This window comes from Acinetobacter sp. ANC_7588 (assembly GCF_056783995.1).
On record NZ_JBWYIU010000001.1, the window covers coordinates 323,089 to 339,577 of the forward strand.

The 16,489-nt window shown below is 39.8% G+C and carries 15 protein-coding genes; 6 read left to right on the forward strand and 9 right to left on the reverse strand.

The annotated features are described in order from the left end of the window. Positions 1-39 precede the first annotated feature (39 nt). Both AC1M9J_RS01575 and AC1M9J_RS01580 read left to right on the forward strand, forming a co-directional pair. Positions 40-2,319: an NADP-dependent malic enzyme gene (locus AC1M9J_RS01575; RefSeq protein ID WP_481951737.1), complete on the forward strand. Its 2,280-nt coding sequence runs from the start codon at positions 40-42 to the stop codon at positions 2,317-2,319. A 79-nt stretch (positions 2,320-2,398) separates the two neighbouring features. Continuing rightward, a complete protein-coding gene (locus tag AC1M9J_RS01580) occupies positions 2,399-3,637 on the forward strand; it encodes a multifunctional CCA addition/repair protein (RefSeq protein WP_481951738.1) in 1,239 nt (412 codons plus the stop codon). Positions 3,638-3,672: 35 nt separating this feature from the next. Here AC1M9J_RS01580 and AC1M9J_RS01585 read toward each other — a convergent pair whose 3' ends face one another. Then, positions 3,673-4,299 (reverse strand): LysE family translocator, encoded by a 627-nt coding sequence (locus tag AC1M9J_RS01585; RefSeq protein WP_481595603.1) that lies wholly within the window; start codon positions 4,297-4,299, stop codon positions 3,673-3,675. A gap of 166 nt (positions 4,300-4,465) precedes the next feature. On the opposite strand from AC1M9J_RS01585, the gene AC1M9J_RS01590 reads away from it, so the two are divergent. Next, positions 4,466-4,921 carry a GNAT family N-acetyltransferase gene (locus AC1M9J_RS01590; protein ID WP_481595604.1) on the forward strand — a complete coding sequence of 152 codons (456 nt, stop codon included), beginning with the start codon at positions 4,466-4,468 and terminating at the stop codon, positions 4,919-4,921. 13 nt (positions 4,922-4,934) lie between these two features. Here AC1M9J_RS01590 and epmA read toward each other — a convergent pair whose 3' ends face one another. The 7 genes from epmA to AC1M9J_RS01625 all read right to left on the reverse strand — a co-directional run bounded on the left by epmA (position 4,935) and on the right by AC1M9J_RS01625 (position 12,167). Further along, entirely contained in the window at positions 4,935-5,915 is a 981-nt protein-coding gene (gene epmA / locus AC1M9J_RS01595; protein ID WP_481595605.1) for an EF-P lysine aminoacylase EpmA, read from the reverse strand. Continuing rightward, positions 5,912-6,979, reverse strand: a complete 1,068-nt coding sequence (locus AC1M9J_RS01600; protein WP_481595606.1) for a 4-phosphoerythronate dehydrogenase — start codon at positions 6,977-6,979, stop codon at positions 5,912-5,914. The genes epmA and AC1M9J_RS01600 overlap by 4 nt, the downstream gene beginning before the upstream one ends. A 110-nt stretch (positions 6,980-7,089) precedes the next feature. Next, positions 7,090-8,256, reverse strand: coding sequence for a type III PLP-dependent enzyme (locus AC1M9J_RS01605; RefSeq protein WP_481591300.1), 1,167 nt, complete (start codon positions 8,254-8,256; stop codon positions 7,090-7,092). A gap of 119 nt (positions 8,257-8,375) precedes the next feature. Then, positions 8,376-8,609 carry a phosphopantetheine-binding protein gene (locus AC1M9J_RS01610; RefSeq protein ID WP_092765993.1) on the reverse strand — a complete coding sequence of 78 codons (234 nt, stop codon included), beginning with the start codon at positions 8,607-8,609 and terminating at the stop codon, positions 8,376-8,378. 2 nt (positions 8,610-8,611) lie between these two features. Further along, on the reverse strand, positions 8,612-9,256 hold the full coding sequence (locus AC1M9J_RS01615) for an isochorismatase family protein (RefSeq protein ID WP_481595607.1): 645 nt from the start codon (positions 9,254-9,256) through the stop codon (positions 8,612-8,614). 15 nt (positions 9,257-9,271) lie between these two features. Next, positions 9,272-10,936: a (2,3-dihydroxybenzoyl)adenylate synthase gene (locus AC1M9J_RS01620; protein WP_481951739.1), complete on the reverse strand. Its 1,665-nt coding sequence runs from the start codon at positions 10,934-10,936 to the stop codon at positions 9,272-9,274. 1 nt (position 10,937) lies between these two features. After that, entirely contained in the window at positions 10,938-12,167 is a 1,230-nt protein-coding gene (locus tag AC1M9J_RS01625; RefSeq protein WP_481951740.1) for an isochorismate synthase, read from the reverse strand. A gap of 160 nt (positions 12,168-12,327) precedes the next feature. On the opposite strand from AC1M9J_RS01625, the gene AC1M9J_RS01630 reads away from it, so the two are divergent. Further along, positions 12,328-13,098 carry an SDR family oxidoreductase gene (locus AC1M9J_RS01630; protein WP_481951741.1) on the forward strand — a complete coding sequence of 257 codons (771 nt, stop codon included), beginning with the start codon at positions 12,328-12,330 and terminating at the stop codon, positions 13,096-13,098. 37 nt (positions 13,099-13,135) lie between these two features. On the opposite strand, the gene AC1M9J_RS01635 is transcribed toward AC1M9J_RS01630, so the two are convergent. Continuing rightward, positions 13,136-14,458, reverse strand: a complete 1,323-nt coding sequence (locus AC1M9J_RS01635; RefSeq protein WP_481951742.1) for a condensation domain-containing protein — start codon at positions 14,456-14,458, stop codon at positions 13,136-13,138. Positions 14,459-14,690: 232 nt separating this feature from the next. On the opposite strand from AC1M9J_RS01635, the gene AC1M9J_RS01640 reads away from it, so the two are divergent. Next, complete coding sequence (locus tag AC1M9J_RS01640) at positions 14,691-15,500, forward strand: siderophore-interacting protein (RefSeq protein ID WP_481951743.1); 810 nt, start codon at positions 14,691-14,693, stop codon at positions 15,498-15,500. Between the two features lie 37 nt (positions 15,501-15,537). Further along, complete coding sequence (locus AC1M9J_RS01645) at positions 15,538-16,488, forward strand: ABC transporter substrate-binding protein (RefSeq protein ID WP_481951744.1); 951 nt, start codon at positions 15,538-15,540, stop codon at positions 16,486-16,488. Position 16,489: the final 1 nt, after the last annotated feature.

A 16,489-nucleotide genomic window follows, 5' to 3' on the forward strand; every position in this document is an offset into this window, starting at 1 on the left:
AACCAGCAAGGCTGGAACATTGTAATAACTGGGATTCAGATGGACGATCAATCTTTAAAACAGCAAGCACTCTATTACCACGAATTTCCAACGCCAGGAAAAATCAGCGTTACTCCGAGTAAGCAACTCGTCAACCAACATGATCTAGCATTAGCATATTCCCCAGGTGTTGCAGTGCCATGTTTGGAAATTGAAAAAGACCCTTCTAAAGCAGCGCTTTATACTGCACGTGGTAACTTAGTCGCAGTCGTCAGTAATGGTACTGCAGTACTCGGTTTGGGTAATATTGGTCCCCTCGCCTCTAAACCAGTGATGGAAGGTAAAGGCGTCCTGTTTAAAAAGTTTGCAGGCGTTGATGTTTTCGATATCGAAATTGCAGAAAACGATCCAGATAAAATCGTAGATATTGTTGCTGCTCTTGAACCGACTTTCGGCGGTATTAACCTCGAGGACATTAAAGCTCCAGAATGTTTCTATATTGAACAGAAACTTCGCGAGCGTATGAATATCCCAGTTTTTCATGATGATCAGCATGGAACATCAATTATTGTTGGTTCAGCGCTTTTAAATGCTTTGCAATTGAACGGCAAAAAAATTGAAGATATCAAGATCGTCGCTTCTGGAGCAGGTGCTGCAGCACTATCATGTCTAGATCTTCTTTGTGCGCTTGGTGCTAAAAAAGAAAATATCATTGTTGCTGACTCTCGTGGACTCTTAACAAAAAAACGTGAAGGTTTAGACGAGTCTAAAAAACGCTATGTTCAAGATATCGAAGGTTCTCAGATTGGCGACGTAATTGCTGGTGCAGATATGTTCCTTGGTCTATCAGCTGCGGGTATTTTGACTAAAGAAATGGTCAAAGTCATGGCGAAGGATCCAATTATCTTCGCGCTTGCTAACCCAGATCCTGAAATTCTGCCTGAACATGCACATGAAGTTCGTGATGATGTCATCATGGCGACGGGTCGTTCAGACTATCCGAACCAAGTCAATAATGCGCTTTGCTTCCCATATATCTTCCGTGGTGCACTTGATGTAGGTGCAACAACCATTAACGAAGAAATGAAGATTGCATGCGTACACGCAATTGCTCGTATGGCACATGTAGAAGCTGATGCTGCATCTTATGGTGAAAAATCTGCATCATTTGGACGTGATTACCTAATTCCACGCCCACTAGATCAACGCTTGATTCTTGAAATTGCGCCTGCTGTTGCAAAAGCTGCGATGGATTCTGGTGTAGCGACTCGTCCAATCCAAGATTTCTCCGTGTATCATCAGCGTCTTTCTGAGTTCGTTTACAACTCAGCATTTATGATGAAACCAATTTTTGCTCAAGCGAAAACTGATCCTAAACGTATTGCTTATGCGGAAGGTGAAGATCTTCGTGTTCTTCGTGCTGTTCAAATTGCAGTAGACGAAGGCTTGGCAAAACCGATCTTGGTGGGTCGTACTGCTGTCATCGAAGCGAATATTAAGAAATTAGGTTTACGTTTAGAAAATGGTGTGAATATCACTATCGTTGATCAAGAAACAAATCCTGATTACGAAAAGTTTGCTGATGATTACTATAATCTGATGATGCGTAAAGGGGTAACACCTGAGTATGCACAACGTGAATCACGTCGTCGTTCGACCCTGATCGCAGCGATGTTAGTACGTCACGGCTTAGCAGATGGTATGCTATGTGGTACGTATTCTAGCTACGATATTCATTTAGATTTCGTGAGCAATGTCATTGGTTTAAAAGAAGGTCATAACACTTTCTTTACCTTAAATGCGTTGATGCTCGAAGATCGTAACTTGTTCATTGCAGATACATACATCAATCGTAACCCTACGGCTGAACAGCTTGCTGAAATGACTATATTAGCAGCAGATGAAGTCCGTCGTTTCGGTATTACTCCACGTGTAGCATTGTTGTCGCACTCAAGTTTTGGTTCTGATCAGACTGATCCTAGCGCTCAAAAAATGCGTAAAGTGTATGAAATCCTTTCTGAAATCGCACCTGAACTTGAAGTTGAAGGTGAAATGCATGCAGATGCAGCACTTGATGAAAATATCCGTAGCTTTGCATTCCCGAACTCGCGCTTCAAAGGTTCTGCGAATCTATTGATTATGCCGAATTTAGATGCTGCAAATATTTCATTCAACCTGTTGAAGTCAACTTCAGGAAATAATGTAACAATTGGTCCAATCTTATTAGGTGCGGCTAAGCCAGTTCATATCTTAACACCGACAGCAACTACGCGCCGTGTTGTGAATATGACTGCATTAACTGTTGCAGAAATTCAAGAAGAGGAAAAAAACGCGCTCTAATCCTTCATTTAGGGCACGTTTTGTGACTTGAGAAAACCTCTATTCTGATGCATGATGGTGCTAAGAATAGAGGTTTTTTATGCAAGTTTATTTAGTAGGCGGCGCAGTGCGAGATCAGTTGCTCGGACACCCCTATCATGAAAAAGATTATGTCGTTGTCGGTGCAACACCAGAACAACTTTTAAACCAAGGTTTCCAACCTGTTGGTAAAGATTTTCCTGTATTTCTACATCCCGAAACTAAAGATGAATACGCCCTCGCTCGTACTGAGCGTAAATCTGGGCATGGTTATCATGGCTTTGAATTTTTTACCGATCCCTCGGTAACCCTTGAAGATGATTTAATTCGTCGTGATTTGACCATAAATGCAATGGCCATGAATGAAGATGGTGAGTTGTTCGACCCTTATCATGGTTTTCAAGATTTGAATCAACGCATTTTACGTCACGTTTCTGATGCATTTGCAGAGGATCCACTACGAGTATTGCGTGTTGCCCGTTTTGCAGCTCGCTATCATCAGTATGGTTTTAAAGTAGCTGAAGAAACCATAGCCTTAATGAAAAATTTGGCTGATTCTGGTGAATTGCAAGCACTTATACCTGAACGTGTTTGGAAAGAAACTTCTCGTGCTTTAATGGAACGTGATGCTGATATTTATTTCGAAGTCCTTCGTCAGTGTGATGCTCTCAAAATCCTCTTTCCAGAAATCGAAGCATTATTTGGTGTACCACAACGTCCTGAATACCATCCTGAAATTGACTGTGGTATTCATACCTTGATGTCATTACAACAAGCTTGTAAAGCAGACTACTCGATGGATGTACGCTTCGCAGTATTAGTGCATGATCTGGGTAAAGCACTCACGCCTAAAGATGAGTTACCTCGCCATATCATGCATGAGGAACGTGGTGTTCAGCCCGCGACTGATTTATGTGAACGTCTTAAAGTTCCGACCCAAACCAAACAATTGGCAATTGCGGTGTGCAAAGAACATCTTAAATGCCATCAGGCGTTTACATTAAAACCAGGAACACTTTGGCGTCTATTACAACGTTTAGATGTATTACGCCGTCCTGAACGTGTTGAGGCTTTTGTACAAGCATGTGAATGTGATGCCAAAGGTCGCTTAGGTCTCGAAGACCGTGAATATCCTCAAGCAAAATATGTATTAGATGCGGTACAGATTGTTCGTTCAATTAAAGCATCTGATTTACCGCCTGAGATCAAAGGCCCTGATATTGGTGAAATGCTGATACAAAAAAGAATCGAGGCTTTGGCAACGCACCGAGAAAAACATCAATCCTTGGTAAACGCATAATATTTACCTCCTGAGACTCAGGAGGTAATCGTATTTTAAAAGAATGATTGTTGAAAATATTTAAAAGAATCAACCATTGGTTTAATGATTGAAGCCACTAATAGTAGCGCCATACTGTAATTGAAAATTTTTAGATGCTGTGGTGTACGCACCAAAGTTTGTAATTTTTCTCCGAGTATTCCCCAAGCTCCCGTACATGGAATACAGACTAACCCAAACACAACACCCAAAATGATATACCAATAAAATTCACTGCCTGCAGCTAAATAAGTCGTCACCGCGCCCATTGCCATAATCCAAGCTTTTGGATTGACCCATTGAAATAATGCAGCTTGCAAAAAAGTAATGGGTTTTGCTTGAGTTTTATCTAATTCAACTGAGCCTGATTGAGCAATCTTAATGGCTAAGTAGATTAAATAAGCAATACCGATCAACTTTAGAATTTCGTAAACCAATTGATTTTGACTCAGTAATGTACCTATCCCTAAACCAACCAAAATCACCATGACCCCAAAACCGATCGCTACACCTAAAATGTGTCCATAAGTCGCACGGAGTCCAAAATTCACTCCTGAGGTTGCGACCATCAAATTGTTAGGTCCCGGTGTTATGGATGTCACAATTGTATAAATTACAAAAGATAAAAATATAGAAAAAGACATATAGTCGCCTATGATTATTGTTTTAAATCTTCAAATCGGAAAGATGAATTAAATCCAATATTAAAAGATAAAATATTAAATTTATCTAAACAAAATACATGAAAGATTAAATTATTTAAACATACTTCAATTCATACTTATAAACCATGTTTCAAGAGCCACGACAATGCTGATTAAACCTGTAAATTTAAACCATGATGTTGCAGCGATCGCTGAATTGACTACCCAACTTGGCTATCCAACTCGAACAGAAGTTATGAAAGAACGTTTAATGAGGTTGCAAGCTCAGGAGCGTTATACAACCCTAGTATTTATCGATCATGGACAAGTTGTCGCATATATTGGTTTTGTTGAAGAAATATCATGGGAATGTACTGATCCGTATTTTCGCATTCTAGTACTCATTGTAGATCAGGCGCATCGCGATAAAGGGATTGGTCAAAAAATGTTGGCTCACGTTGAACATATAGCCAGTCAACAAGGTATTCAAAAAATTGTGGTCAGTAGTGGTAATCGTGCTGAACGATTACCTGCACATCAGTTTTATTTAAATCACGGTTTTAAAGCGTATAGCACGACATTTGTCAAAATATTAGCTCCTCAAGATCGTCCTTTATTCTGAGGATAAAAAAAACTTATGAGCGATCAGCAGGAAATGTAATCACTTGCTCTAATTTCATTTTCTCTGTTGCCACCATCAGTAAACGATCGATTCCTAATGCGATACCTGAGCATTCTGGCATTTTAGGCAATGCGGCTAAGAGATTTTCATCTATTGGCATAACATCTAAGCCTAATTTTTCGCGTTCAGCATTATCAGCTTCAAAACGGGAACGCAATACATCTGCATCAATCAACTCATCATAAGCATTTGCTAACTCTAAGCCCTCAATGTAAAGCTCAAAACGTGCTGCAACCAATTCCCCATCTTCATCAACTCGAGTTTTTGCAAGAGATGCAAGTTCTGGTGGAAAATCTGTTAAAAATACAGGCGTATCAAAACCTAAGCTCGGTTCCACCATATGCGAAAATAACAAGTCGATATAACCTAGACGATCATCACCCAGATCTAGATTTAACCCAACACGATTACAACAATCCTTTAATTCCTTTAATGTGGATTTAAGTGGGTTGAGATCTAAGCGATCTATAAATGCATGTTTATAACTTAAAATCGTAGGTCGCACTTCGCCAAAACGATGTGCCAAAGTGACATTGAGTAAATCTGTAACTTCAAACATTAAGTCTTTGAGACTAAAATCAGGTCTATACCACTCAAGCATGGTAAATTCACTGTTATGTTTACGGCCATGTTCATCATCACGAAAAACTTTACAGATTTGATAAATTGGCCCTACTCCTGCTGCCAACAGGCGTTTCATGGCAAATTCTGGTGAAGTTTGAAGATAGTGCTTTTTCAAATGACCATGCACATGACGACTTGCCTCAACTGACGCCAAGTGGACATCGGTTACTCCAGCATGAGACAAAATTGGAGTTTCCACTTCCAAAACATCACGTTCTAAAAAAAATTGGCGAATCTGTTGATACATCCTCGCTCTGGCTTTCATGGCAGCAAAATCGCAAGTTGGTAGATAGCTCAGAGAGTCAGTCATGCCTGAGGCCCTCCATGAGCAGCCCATTCACGACGTAATGGATATGTTTTGCGTAATTGATCAAATGAGGCTTGATCTACTTTCCCATCTTTGAGGCATGCTCTTAAGTTCTGATCATCTCTAAAGATATCGTAGATATGGTTTAATTGAGTTTTCAGCGTGTGCTTGAGATCACTATTGTTAAAATATTGTTCACATGTAGGCAATTGGGTTTCGAACTGTTTTGAAGGTTGATGACCGAAATGCTGACAGAAAGCATCATAAATCATCTGGGTACCACGCGCTTTACCCTCAAGACTATACCCCGCAATATGAGGTGTCACCAATTGCACAAGATCCAGTAACTCTTCCGTAATGACTGGTTCATGCTCAAAGACATCTAGTACAACTTTACGACCTGTTGCTCGAATATCTGCAATCAAAGCTTGTTCTTCAATGACTGGCCCACGGGCAGAATTAATTAAAATTGTAGATGGTTTAAGCTTTTTTAAGGTCTCAGCATTAAACATATGTCGGGTTTCATGCATCCCTGAAGTGGTTAATGGCACATGGATAGAAATTGCATCTGCTTTTGAAAAAACTTCATCTAAAGTGACTTGCTGAATATTTTCTCTTTGTACAAAAGGATCAACCCCGATGACGCTCCATCCCAATAGTTTCGCCATATGTGCGAGTCGTGAACCGACATTACCCAGCCCAATAATGGCTAAAGTGAAATCTTGTTCAGCATCTAGAAGATGAGGATTTAGAGCTAATAACGCAGTAATAACATATTCAGAAACAGCTTGGGCATTACATCCTGCAGCATTTGACCAATGAATATTTTGTTGTTCAATTGCTGGAATGTCCAAATGATCTGTGCCGATCGTTGCACTACCCACAAAGGTTAATGCAGTATTTTGAATGAGCGCAGAATTCACTTTCGTCACAGAACGTACTAATAAGGCTTCAGCATCGACCACATCTTCATGCTTTAAGGTACGACCAGCTTTATTATCAATATCGCCAAATTCTGAAAAGAAATAATCTGTGAATGCGAGATTTTCATCTGCAACGATTTTCATGAGCCTACCCATCAAGATTTTAGCATTATGATAACGCTTCTGGGAGGGTTAGGCTATGTGGCTCGCAGCTTGAGCGACTGACTACCAACCACATAGCACCATTCCTTAAATCAATCTAAATAGAACGTTTTTAAAGGTGGATAACCATTAAATTCGACCGAAGCATAAGAGGTTGTATAAGCTCCAGTACTTAACCAATAGAGTCGATCTCCAATGCTCAAGTTTTTAGGTAACTGATAAGGCACTTTTTCATACATGATATCAGTTGAATCACAGGTCGGGCCTGCAAGCACAACACTTGAATGCTCAGGTGCTGAATGCATTTTAGGTGTGTATATAGGATATTTGATCATCTCACCTAAAGTTTCAATTAGTCCATTAAAGACGCCCACATCCGTGTAGACCCATCGTTTATCATCATGTGCTGATTTATTGGCGATAAGAACAATCTCTGAAACAATCACACCAGCATTACCCACCAACGATCTGCCTGGCTCCAAAAATAATATCACCTGATCATCAAAGTGTTCATCAAGATAGCGTTGAATCTCGTGCGCATAACTTTGGATACTGTCAACATCAGCTAAGTAATGTGCTGGGAAACCACCACCCAAATTGATTAATTGTAAACTGATACCGTATTGGTCTTTCAAAGTATTAAATATTTGCTTCACTATCGTTAAAGCTGAACGCCATACAGTGACATCACGTTGCTGACTACCGACATGGAATGACACGCCAAAGGGTATTAAACCCAATTGTCTAGCTTTCACCATTAAATCAACCGCCATATCTGGATGGCATCCAAATTTACGTGATAGTGGCCAATCTGCTGTACCTCCTGACTCTACCATTGCCCTGACAAAGACTTTAGAGTTCGGTGCGAATTCGGCTATTTGGGCGAGATCTGCTTCAGCATCAGTGACAAATAAACGGATTCCTTTTTGGTAAGCGTATTCAACGTCTGAAGCTTTTTTAATAGTATTACCGTATGAAATACGATCTGGATGAATTCCACATTCAAGCGCTTTGTCTAACTCATAAATTGATGCAACATCAAAACATGAGCCAAGTTGATCAAGTTTATGAATAATTTCACGACCTGGATTTGCTTTCACTGCATAATAAATATGGGCTTTTGGAAAGCTATTTTGCAACTCAATAAATTGAGTTTGCACTTGATCTAAATCAACAACTAAAAAAGGGCTTTGCTTTGTTTCGGCAAAATTTTGGATTTTTTTCCATTGTTGATCAGAATAGTATTTTTCTAATTGCATGTAAGATCCACTCACGTTAGCGAATAATTTAACGAAAATGACCTTTGGCTATAAGTGTTTTGGCTAGGGCCGTTGATTGTGCATGTGTTGATTTTCAAGGTATGCACATTAGTCTTACATTAATCTCTATCCAATTTAAGACGATCACTCCATTCATTCAACGTTGGCTCCTCCACCAGATCTTGAAATTCAATTTGAAAGCCTTTTTCACGTAGCAATCCAACCAGCGTCATAAGACTTACTGAATCAAGTCCTAACATAAATAAATTATCCTCCTGCTGAATTTCATCTACAGGTAAATTCAATTGATGAGCGACCATATTTTTTAACTCAAGCATGCTTAATTCATTCATGATCATTGCCCCTGACCTAAGGCGTTAATCACAGTCTGAGTATCTATGACTTTTGCACAGCGCCCAGTCGCATACTTTAGTGCAAGATCATGTTCTTCTCGGCTAAAATCCGCCAAGGCATCACCCACCATAAATGCTTGAATATCCAACATAAATGCTTCGGCAGCTGTTAATAAGCAACCAATATGGGCATATACTCCACAAATCACTAATTGATCGCGATTGGCTTGTTTGATTTGCTGCTCAAAATCACTTTTTTTAAATGCGCTATAGCGCCATTTTGTCAGCACGGTGTCTTCATTTTTTGGTTGAAGCGGATCAATAATTTTGGTCAATGCTGGATCAGCTGACAAACCTTTACCCCAAAAATCCGTTAATAGTTGACGATGTTCTTGCGTCTGATCTCCAGGTTGTGCGGTGTAATAGACTGGAATTCCTAGTGCATGTGCCTGATCAATAAGGGCTTTACAATTTCGGATTAATGTGGGAATGGGCGCTTGGGTCTGATCGTAAAAATCTAAAAAATATTGCTGAACATCATGTACCAATAAAACCGACCGTGACGCATCTAAAGTCCAATCAACTTTGTTAACTGGAAAATCTTGAGCAGATGGCATGGGATAACTTGCAATACGTGGGATTGACATATTTTATTTCCTTAGTTAAATCGTGTCTTCGGTGAGGCGTTTTCTGAGTTGTTTCTTGTCGATTTTGCCCAATGCCGTATAAGGCATTTCTTCAATAAATTCGATGCGATCTGGGATCTTATAGGTCGCCAGACCGTATGCTTGAACGAATTGTCTAATTTGCAGTTTCAGCCTTGTTTCTGATGCATCTTGATCGTTAGGTCGCCATTGAATAAATGCACAACTTTTTTCTCCTAACTTTGGATCTGGTTGTGCAACCAAGGCGGACAAGATGATTTGTTGGTGTTGATTTAAAACCTGTTCGACTTCTTCCGTCGCGATTTTTTCACCGCCACGATTAATTTGTTCCTTACTTCGTCCTTCAACAATAATATTGCCTTCTGGCGTTAATCGTACTAAATCACCAGTGCGATAAAATCCATCTAAGGTAAAAGCACTTCGATTATGTTCTGAAGCCCGATAATAACCTCTAATGGTATAAGGGCCGCGAGTTAAAAGATGCCCCACCTCGCCCAATGGCAGCTCGTGATCCTCCTCATCGACGATTTTTATTTCATCATCTGGACTTATACGGGAACCTTGGGTACCTATAATGACTTCTTTCGGATCATCGTAACGCGTGTAATTCACCAAGCCTTCTGCCATACCAAATACTTGTTGTAATCGGCATTGGTATTGATCAATCAACTTTTCAGCTAAAGCATCTGGCAACCTTGCCCCACCGACCTGTAAAGCCGTTAATTTCTTAAAAATATTTGTTGCGCCGTATTGAACTGCTTCAGACCATGTTGCTGCTAATGCAGGGACAAGAGCAACATGCGTAATATGGTGCGCTTCAATGAGTGGAAATGCAGTTTGGGGAGAAGGATCTTTCGCTAAAACAAGTGTTCCACCTGCATAAAATAGACCCAATGAACCAGCCGAACTCATACTGAAATTATGTGCTACTGGAAGCACCATAAGCATACGGCTTTCTGTATGAAGTTCACAAATATCTGCACTGGCACGAACACTATACAAATAGTCATCATGTGTTCGTGGTATAAGTTTCGGTGTGCCAGTACTGCCCCCTGAAAGTTGAAAAAAAGCCACATGGCGAGCCGTTATTTTGGGCTTTGAAACCATATGATTTTTAAACGATGTAAGATTCGGCCAAGGATCAAAATCGCCTGCATCACCAACGACAATCACTTGCTGTAAAGTCGGACATCTGCCCTGGCACTCTTGCGCTAAGGATCTGTAATCAAAGCCTTGATGCTTATCTGCACAGATATACAATTTGGCATCTGTTTGCTGAATAAAATGACTTACTTCGGCATGACGGTGTGCTGGTAAACTCATCACTGGTCGCATCCCTATCCGCAAAGCTGCAAAATAAGCAATAAAAAACTCTGCTATATTTGGCATTTGAATCACAACAGCATCTGCCAGCCCATAGCCTTGTTTAGTCAAGAAGACTGCAAATTGTTCAATATTTTGATTCAGCTCTTGATAAGAATACTGGCGATCACCACAAATCAATGCCACCTGATTGGCAAATTTCTGGGCTGATTCTTGAAAAAATTCAGAAATGGTTTGACCTTTCCAATATCCCTTTTGAATGTAACGTTCTACGAATTCTTCTGGGTATGGCACGATGCCATCCCAGAGCAAAGACTCGTCATTTACATTTGCATTCATTTTATTCCCCATGATTTAAGTGCTGAGAATCTAAACCCAATGCATTTAACATCGTTTTAAATTTCACGATGGTTTCTGACAGTTCACTGGTCGGCTGTGAAGCTTCGACAATTCCTGCACCCGCATAAAGACGCGCATAATGGTCAAAGATACGCCCACAACGTACATTCACTGCCCAAGCACCATTCCCTCGGGCATCACACCACCCCATGGTTCCAGCAAAAAGGTTACGGTTAAAAGGCTCTAGTTCCGAAATCAACTGGCGAGCCATAGGGGCTGGTTGTCCACAGACTGCTGGCGTTGGATGTAAAATTGAGACCACATCAAAGATATGTTGCTCTGGATCTTTCAACGTTCCCTGAATTTTGGTCGCCAAGTGCCAAACCGCCTCTGTTTTAATCAGTGAAGGTGATTTTGGGATATTAAGCGTTTTGCACAAGGGAGAGAGTTGATCTGCAATGGCTTCGATGACGACGGCGTGTTCATGCTGATCTTTTTGCGAAGCAAGCAATTTTTCAGCTTGTTGTTGATCCAGTGTTGGATCTGAATGACGTGCTAATGTTCCTGCAACTGGATGGCTAAACAAATATTCATTTTGCTTCGCAACGAGAAGTTCTGGACTTGCCCCTATAAACCAACCAGATTGTTTTGGGTTTTGGGCCAACGCAAATGTGTAGCCATCAGGATTAGAGGCCAACAACTGGTAAAATAAATCAATAATATTAATTTTGTGTTGGGTTTTAAGATCAATTGCCCGAGCCAATACTGCTTTTTCTAGCGGTGATGACTTCATCAATTCAACCAATTTAACCACACCAGCAATGTATTCCTCTTGTGCTGGGATGAGAGTCGCTTGCACTTGATCATTAAGAGAAGACTGAACCGATTGATCAATGCGCTCATTTACAAATGTGTTTTTTGCTTCCGCAATCGAGATTTCTGGTAAATCTCGATGATCAAAAGGCAAGCTCCCGACCAAAATAAGATCTTTATTCGCTGTTAATTCGATTTTTTTTTGTAGTGCAGATTTTGCTTGTTCGAGCCACTGTGCTTGCTGCTGATTAAAATTTAAATGAGAAGCTCGATCAAATTCGATATGTTCAACTAACTTTTTACTTGAAATGGTCCCCGTTGGCGTTGCGAACACGAAGCCAGGTTGATCTTCCTCAATTAACTCTTCCTTTTTTATGCCTATCATATTTTGAAAAACTGACGGTTCTATTGGCAACATATTTGTTCTCACGATTATCTGTTCACACTGCGTGCATCAAACTTTCAACATTCACAAAAGGACAACCTCTAGGAGTTGAACGCAACCAATATAATAATTATTATTCCCAATTGAAAATGATTATCGTTTCAATTTGTTAATAAAATTAAAGGATACTTAAATGGGTTTATATATCGTGACGGGTGCAGCCAGAGGAATTGGTGCTGAAATTTGTCGTCAACTATTGCAGAAGGATCATCAAGTCATCGCAATTGATCGGATTGATGACATCAATCAATGGGAACTTTTTAAATTAATTCCTGAAGCATCACTCAACCATCTAGACCACATCAGCTGTGACATTCGTAAGACCAATCAGATTATTCAGCACATTGAAAATTCTATACTTTTTAAAGGCACGATCACGGGGTTAGTGAATGCTGTGGGGGTCTTAGAAATGGGATCTTTATTAAATACATCTGTTGAACAATGGCATGAAAATTTGTCGATAAATTTCATTGGCCCTGCCGAACTTAGTCGTTGGGTCGCTCACCAAATGATTCCTCAAAGAGTAGGTGCGATTGTGAGCATCAGTTCAAATGCAGCCCTCATTCCAAGAATGAATATGGGTCTGTATGCAACGACCAAAGCTACAGTGAGTCACTATTTTAAAAATCTTGCGTTGGAACTCGCGCCTCACAATATTCGCTGTAACTTAGTTTTACCTGGCTCAACCCTTACACAAATGCAAAAACAACTATGGACTGAGGATCGCCCTCCAGCAGGCATTGTCAACGGAAATCTAGAACAATTCCGAAATGGTATTCCATTGCAAAAGATTGCTGAGGCTGAAGATATTGCCAATGCCGTGATGTTTTTACTTTCAGAGCAAGCACGCCAAATCACAATGCACGAATTAGTGGTTGATGGTGGAGCAACTCTAGGCGTGTAACAGCCCTATTGCCTCATTCAAAGGATAAACTGCCAGACTATTCTGGCAGTGGTTTGTGAATTTGAAGTTGTTCAAAAACAAGTTCTGGTTGAGCTAACCAAGTTTTCATCATCTCCATAAAATCATACCAATAAGCTTTGAGACTCGGCACATCATAAAGTTCTTTATGTCCGTCAACAGCGAGATACAATCGTTCAATACCATCAACAAACTTATTGGTAATCGCGGTATCAAAGTCTTCAATTGGGCCAGCGGATATGGTTGTTTTTGTTAACTTACACCCTTCGAAATGTTCAGGTAAAGGATAAGGAATCCAATTCACAATAGGTCCAAATAAGATATTTTCATAGGGATCAAAATCTTCTAATACAAATCGCATTTGCTCAAAATAGCTTTGCTGATGCGGTCGAATTTCGGCAAACCTTCTCGTTAATAATAAAATGATTTCTTTTAAGTTTTCCTGTCCAGTAATGCCCAACCTTAATGGCAGGATATTCATGACTAAGCACGGAATACGCATAGATGAAGTTCCCAACCGAGACATAAAAGGTACCCCAAAGCATTGTTGAGGATCTTTAGACTGTTTCATTAAATAACTCATCATCACCGCCATAACGATAAGAGCACTGGGCAATTTTAATTCAGTTGCTAATGCATTTAATTGTAGCTGTGTAGGCCAATCAATTACCTCTTCATAACGTGGCCCTTGTGAAAATGGTTCTTTTAATTTTCGTTTAAGTCGTTTCTTAGGGGCTTTCTCATACGAAAAATTAGCCTTCCAAAAGTCCAAATCTTTTTTAGCTTTTTCAGAGTGAAGGTAGTGCTGTTCTTCTACAATAAACTTTTCATAATGATCGAACCCTTTAATTTTTAATTCAGTACCATTTTTGAGAGATTGATAATAATCAATAAATCGGCTAATCATCAGTCCGTAAGCGTAGCCATCTAATGCAACGTGATGCGCTTTAAAAAATAATCCATACTTTTGCTCACCTAAGTGTGCAAACACATAGTCATATAAATGACCCGATTCTAAATTAAATGCTGGTTCTACTTCTTTTTCAGCCCACGCTAAAATTTCCTCCTCATCAAGCTGAGATAAATCAACGAAGCTAGGTTTCCGTATCGTGACATCATCTACTCGATAGACGTGTTCACCCTGAACTAAAGCTCGCCAATGAAGCGATTTAGCTTCCTTTAATGTGAGATAAACTGCTTTTTGAAAAAGCTCTCGATCTAATGGTCCCTCAATAACCAACCACTCCGCCGTATGAAAAGGATAACTGCCATGATAATGATGTCCTTTCCACATACTGTGTTGTGCACGAGTTAATAGATCATGGGATTCATTGATTTGCATAAGACAACCGCATAAATTTAATTTTCATTATAAAATCAAAGTTTTACAAAATATTTCAACCTTCATATTTTGTGATTACACTTTGGCACAAAAACATTATTAAATATAATGATTATCATTTGCAAATTTAATTTGTTTGATTTAGATTAATAACCATTCAAATCTGTCGACTGACGCACGTATTACTGTATCGACGATCTTCACTCCATTGATAAGTACAGAAGATTAAATAATGACGACACAATCTCCTCCTCTAGCTCGACATATTTCTGTCCATTCAACAGAACAAATTTCCTCTCATTTACAGCGTATTAGGTTTAAAAGTAAGGATTTCACAGGTTATGCAAAATGTGATGGTGGTGCGCACATCAAATTGTTTTTTCCGAACCCTGATCAACAAGCACCTGACCTCCCGTTTCGAAATTCTTTAGGCAAAATTACGTGGCCAAATGGAAAGAAACCAATTACGCGGACATATACTGTTCGAGATTTCGATGAAGAACAGCAACTTTTAGTCATCGATTTTGTAAGACATGAAGATTTTGGTATAGCGGCTGATTGGGCAAAGCATGCCAGTCCAGGTGATCTGTTAGGTCTAGCCGGTCCAGGAGGACCAGCACGTTTTAAAATCGATGCAGAATATTGGATTTTTGTTGGAGATCTTTCAGCAATCCCGATGATCGCTGCCTCACTTGAACAATTACCAAAAGACGCTCATGGTGAAGTTTGGATCGAGATCGAAGATGATTCAGACCAAATACATCTGAATAAGCCTGAACACATTAAGGTTCATTGGTGCAAAGGCCCTCATGAATTGAATAATAACATCCGTGATTCTTTGCAAAACTTAGACTGGAAAAATAAAGATATTTCAGTATCACTGGCAGGTGAAAATTCAACGGTGGTTGAACTTCGTAAAATACTGAGACAAAACTTCCAGCTACCCAAGAGCAATTTATATGCTGTGCCTTATTGGAAGCAAGGTCACAACGAAGAGGCTTATCATGAGGAACGCCATCAAGTGATGGATGCCGTTGAATAAGTGAATAGAATTATTTTAATGAAATATGTAGAAAGATATGAAATATAAAATTGCAATTATGTTGAGTGCTATCACTCTCTTCACAGCATGCTCTCAGTCAAATGAACCTTCTTCACGAGACAATAAAGCGACGGTTGAATCTCAAATAAATACGACACGACAAATTGAAGATGCTTTAGGTCGTCAAGTCACAATTCCTGTACAGCCACAACGTGTTGTGGTTTTAAGTGAACTTGATTTGGATAGTGCTATTGCGCTTGGAATAAAACCTATAGGCAGTAGTTATGTTCGAGGTCAAAGTAATTTTCCAGATTACCTCAAAAATGAAACACAACAAATCGCCTCCGTCGGTAACTTTGGACAACCGAGCATGGAACAAATTCTCACGTTACAACCTGACTTAATTATTGCTGGAAGCATGATTGATACACAAATGATTAATCAATTGCAGCAGATTGCACCCACTGCAGTCAGTTTTGCACGCGGAGAGCCATGGAAAGACAGTTTCAAAAAGGTAGCTCATTTATTAAACAAAGAACAACAAGCCCAAAAAGCTCTAGAAGCGTACGATCAATATGCGCAAGAAGCTCAACAGAAATTACAAGCTCAACAAGGTCAATCAGTCAGTGTCATTCGTTGGACAGCCAATGGACCTGTGTATATGCTAAATGATTCATTTGCGAGCCAAGTTTTAAAAGATATTGGCTTAACACGACCTCAACATCAGCAACAACCAGGTGCAAGCCATACGCCTCCAATCAGTCGAGAGCGTTTTGATCAAATTGATGCAGACTGGCTCATCATTGGCAATCATCTAAACTCGGAAAAGCAACTGGCAGAACTAGAAAAATTACCAGAATTCCAACGTCTTAATGCTGCAAAAAACAAGCATTATTTCGTGGTTGATGCATCTATGTGGACTGGCATAGGTGGACCACATGCTGCTCGACATGCCATTGATGATGTAATGAAGCATCTCCATAATTAAT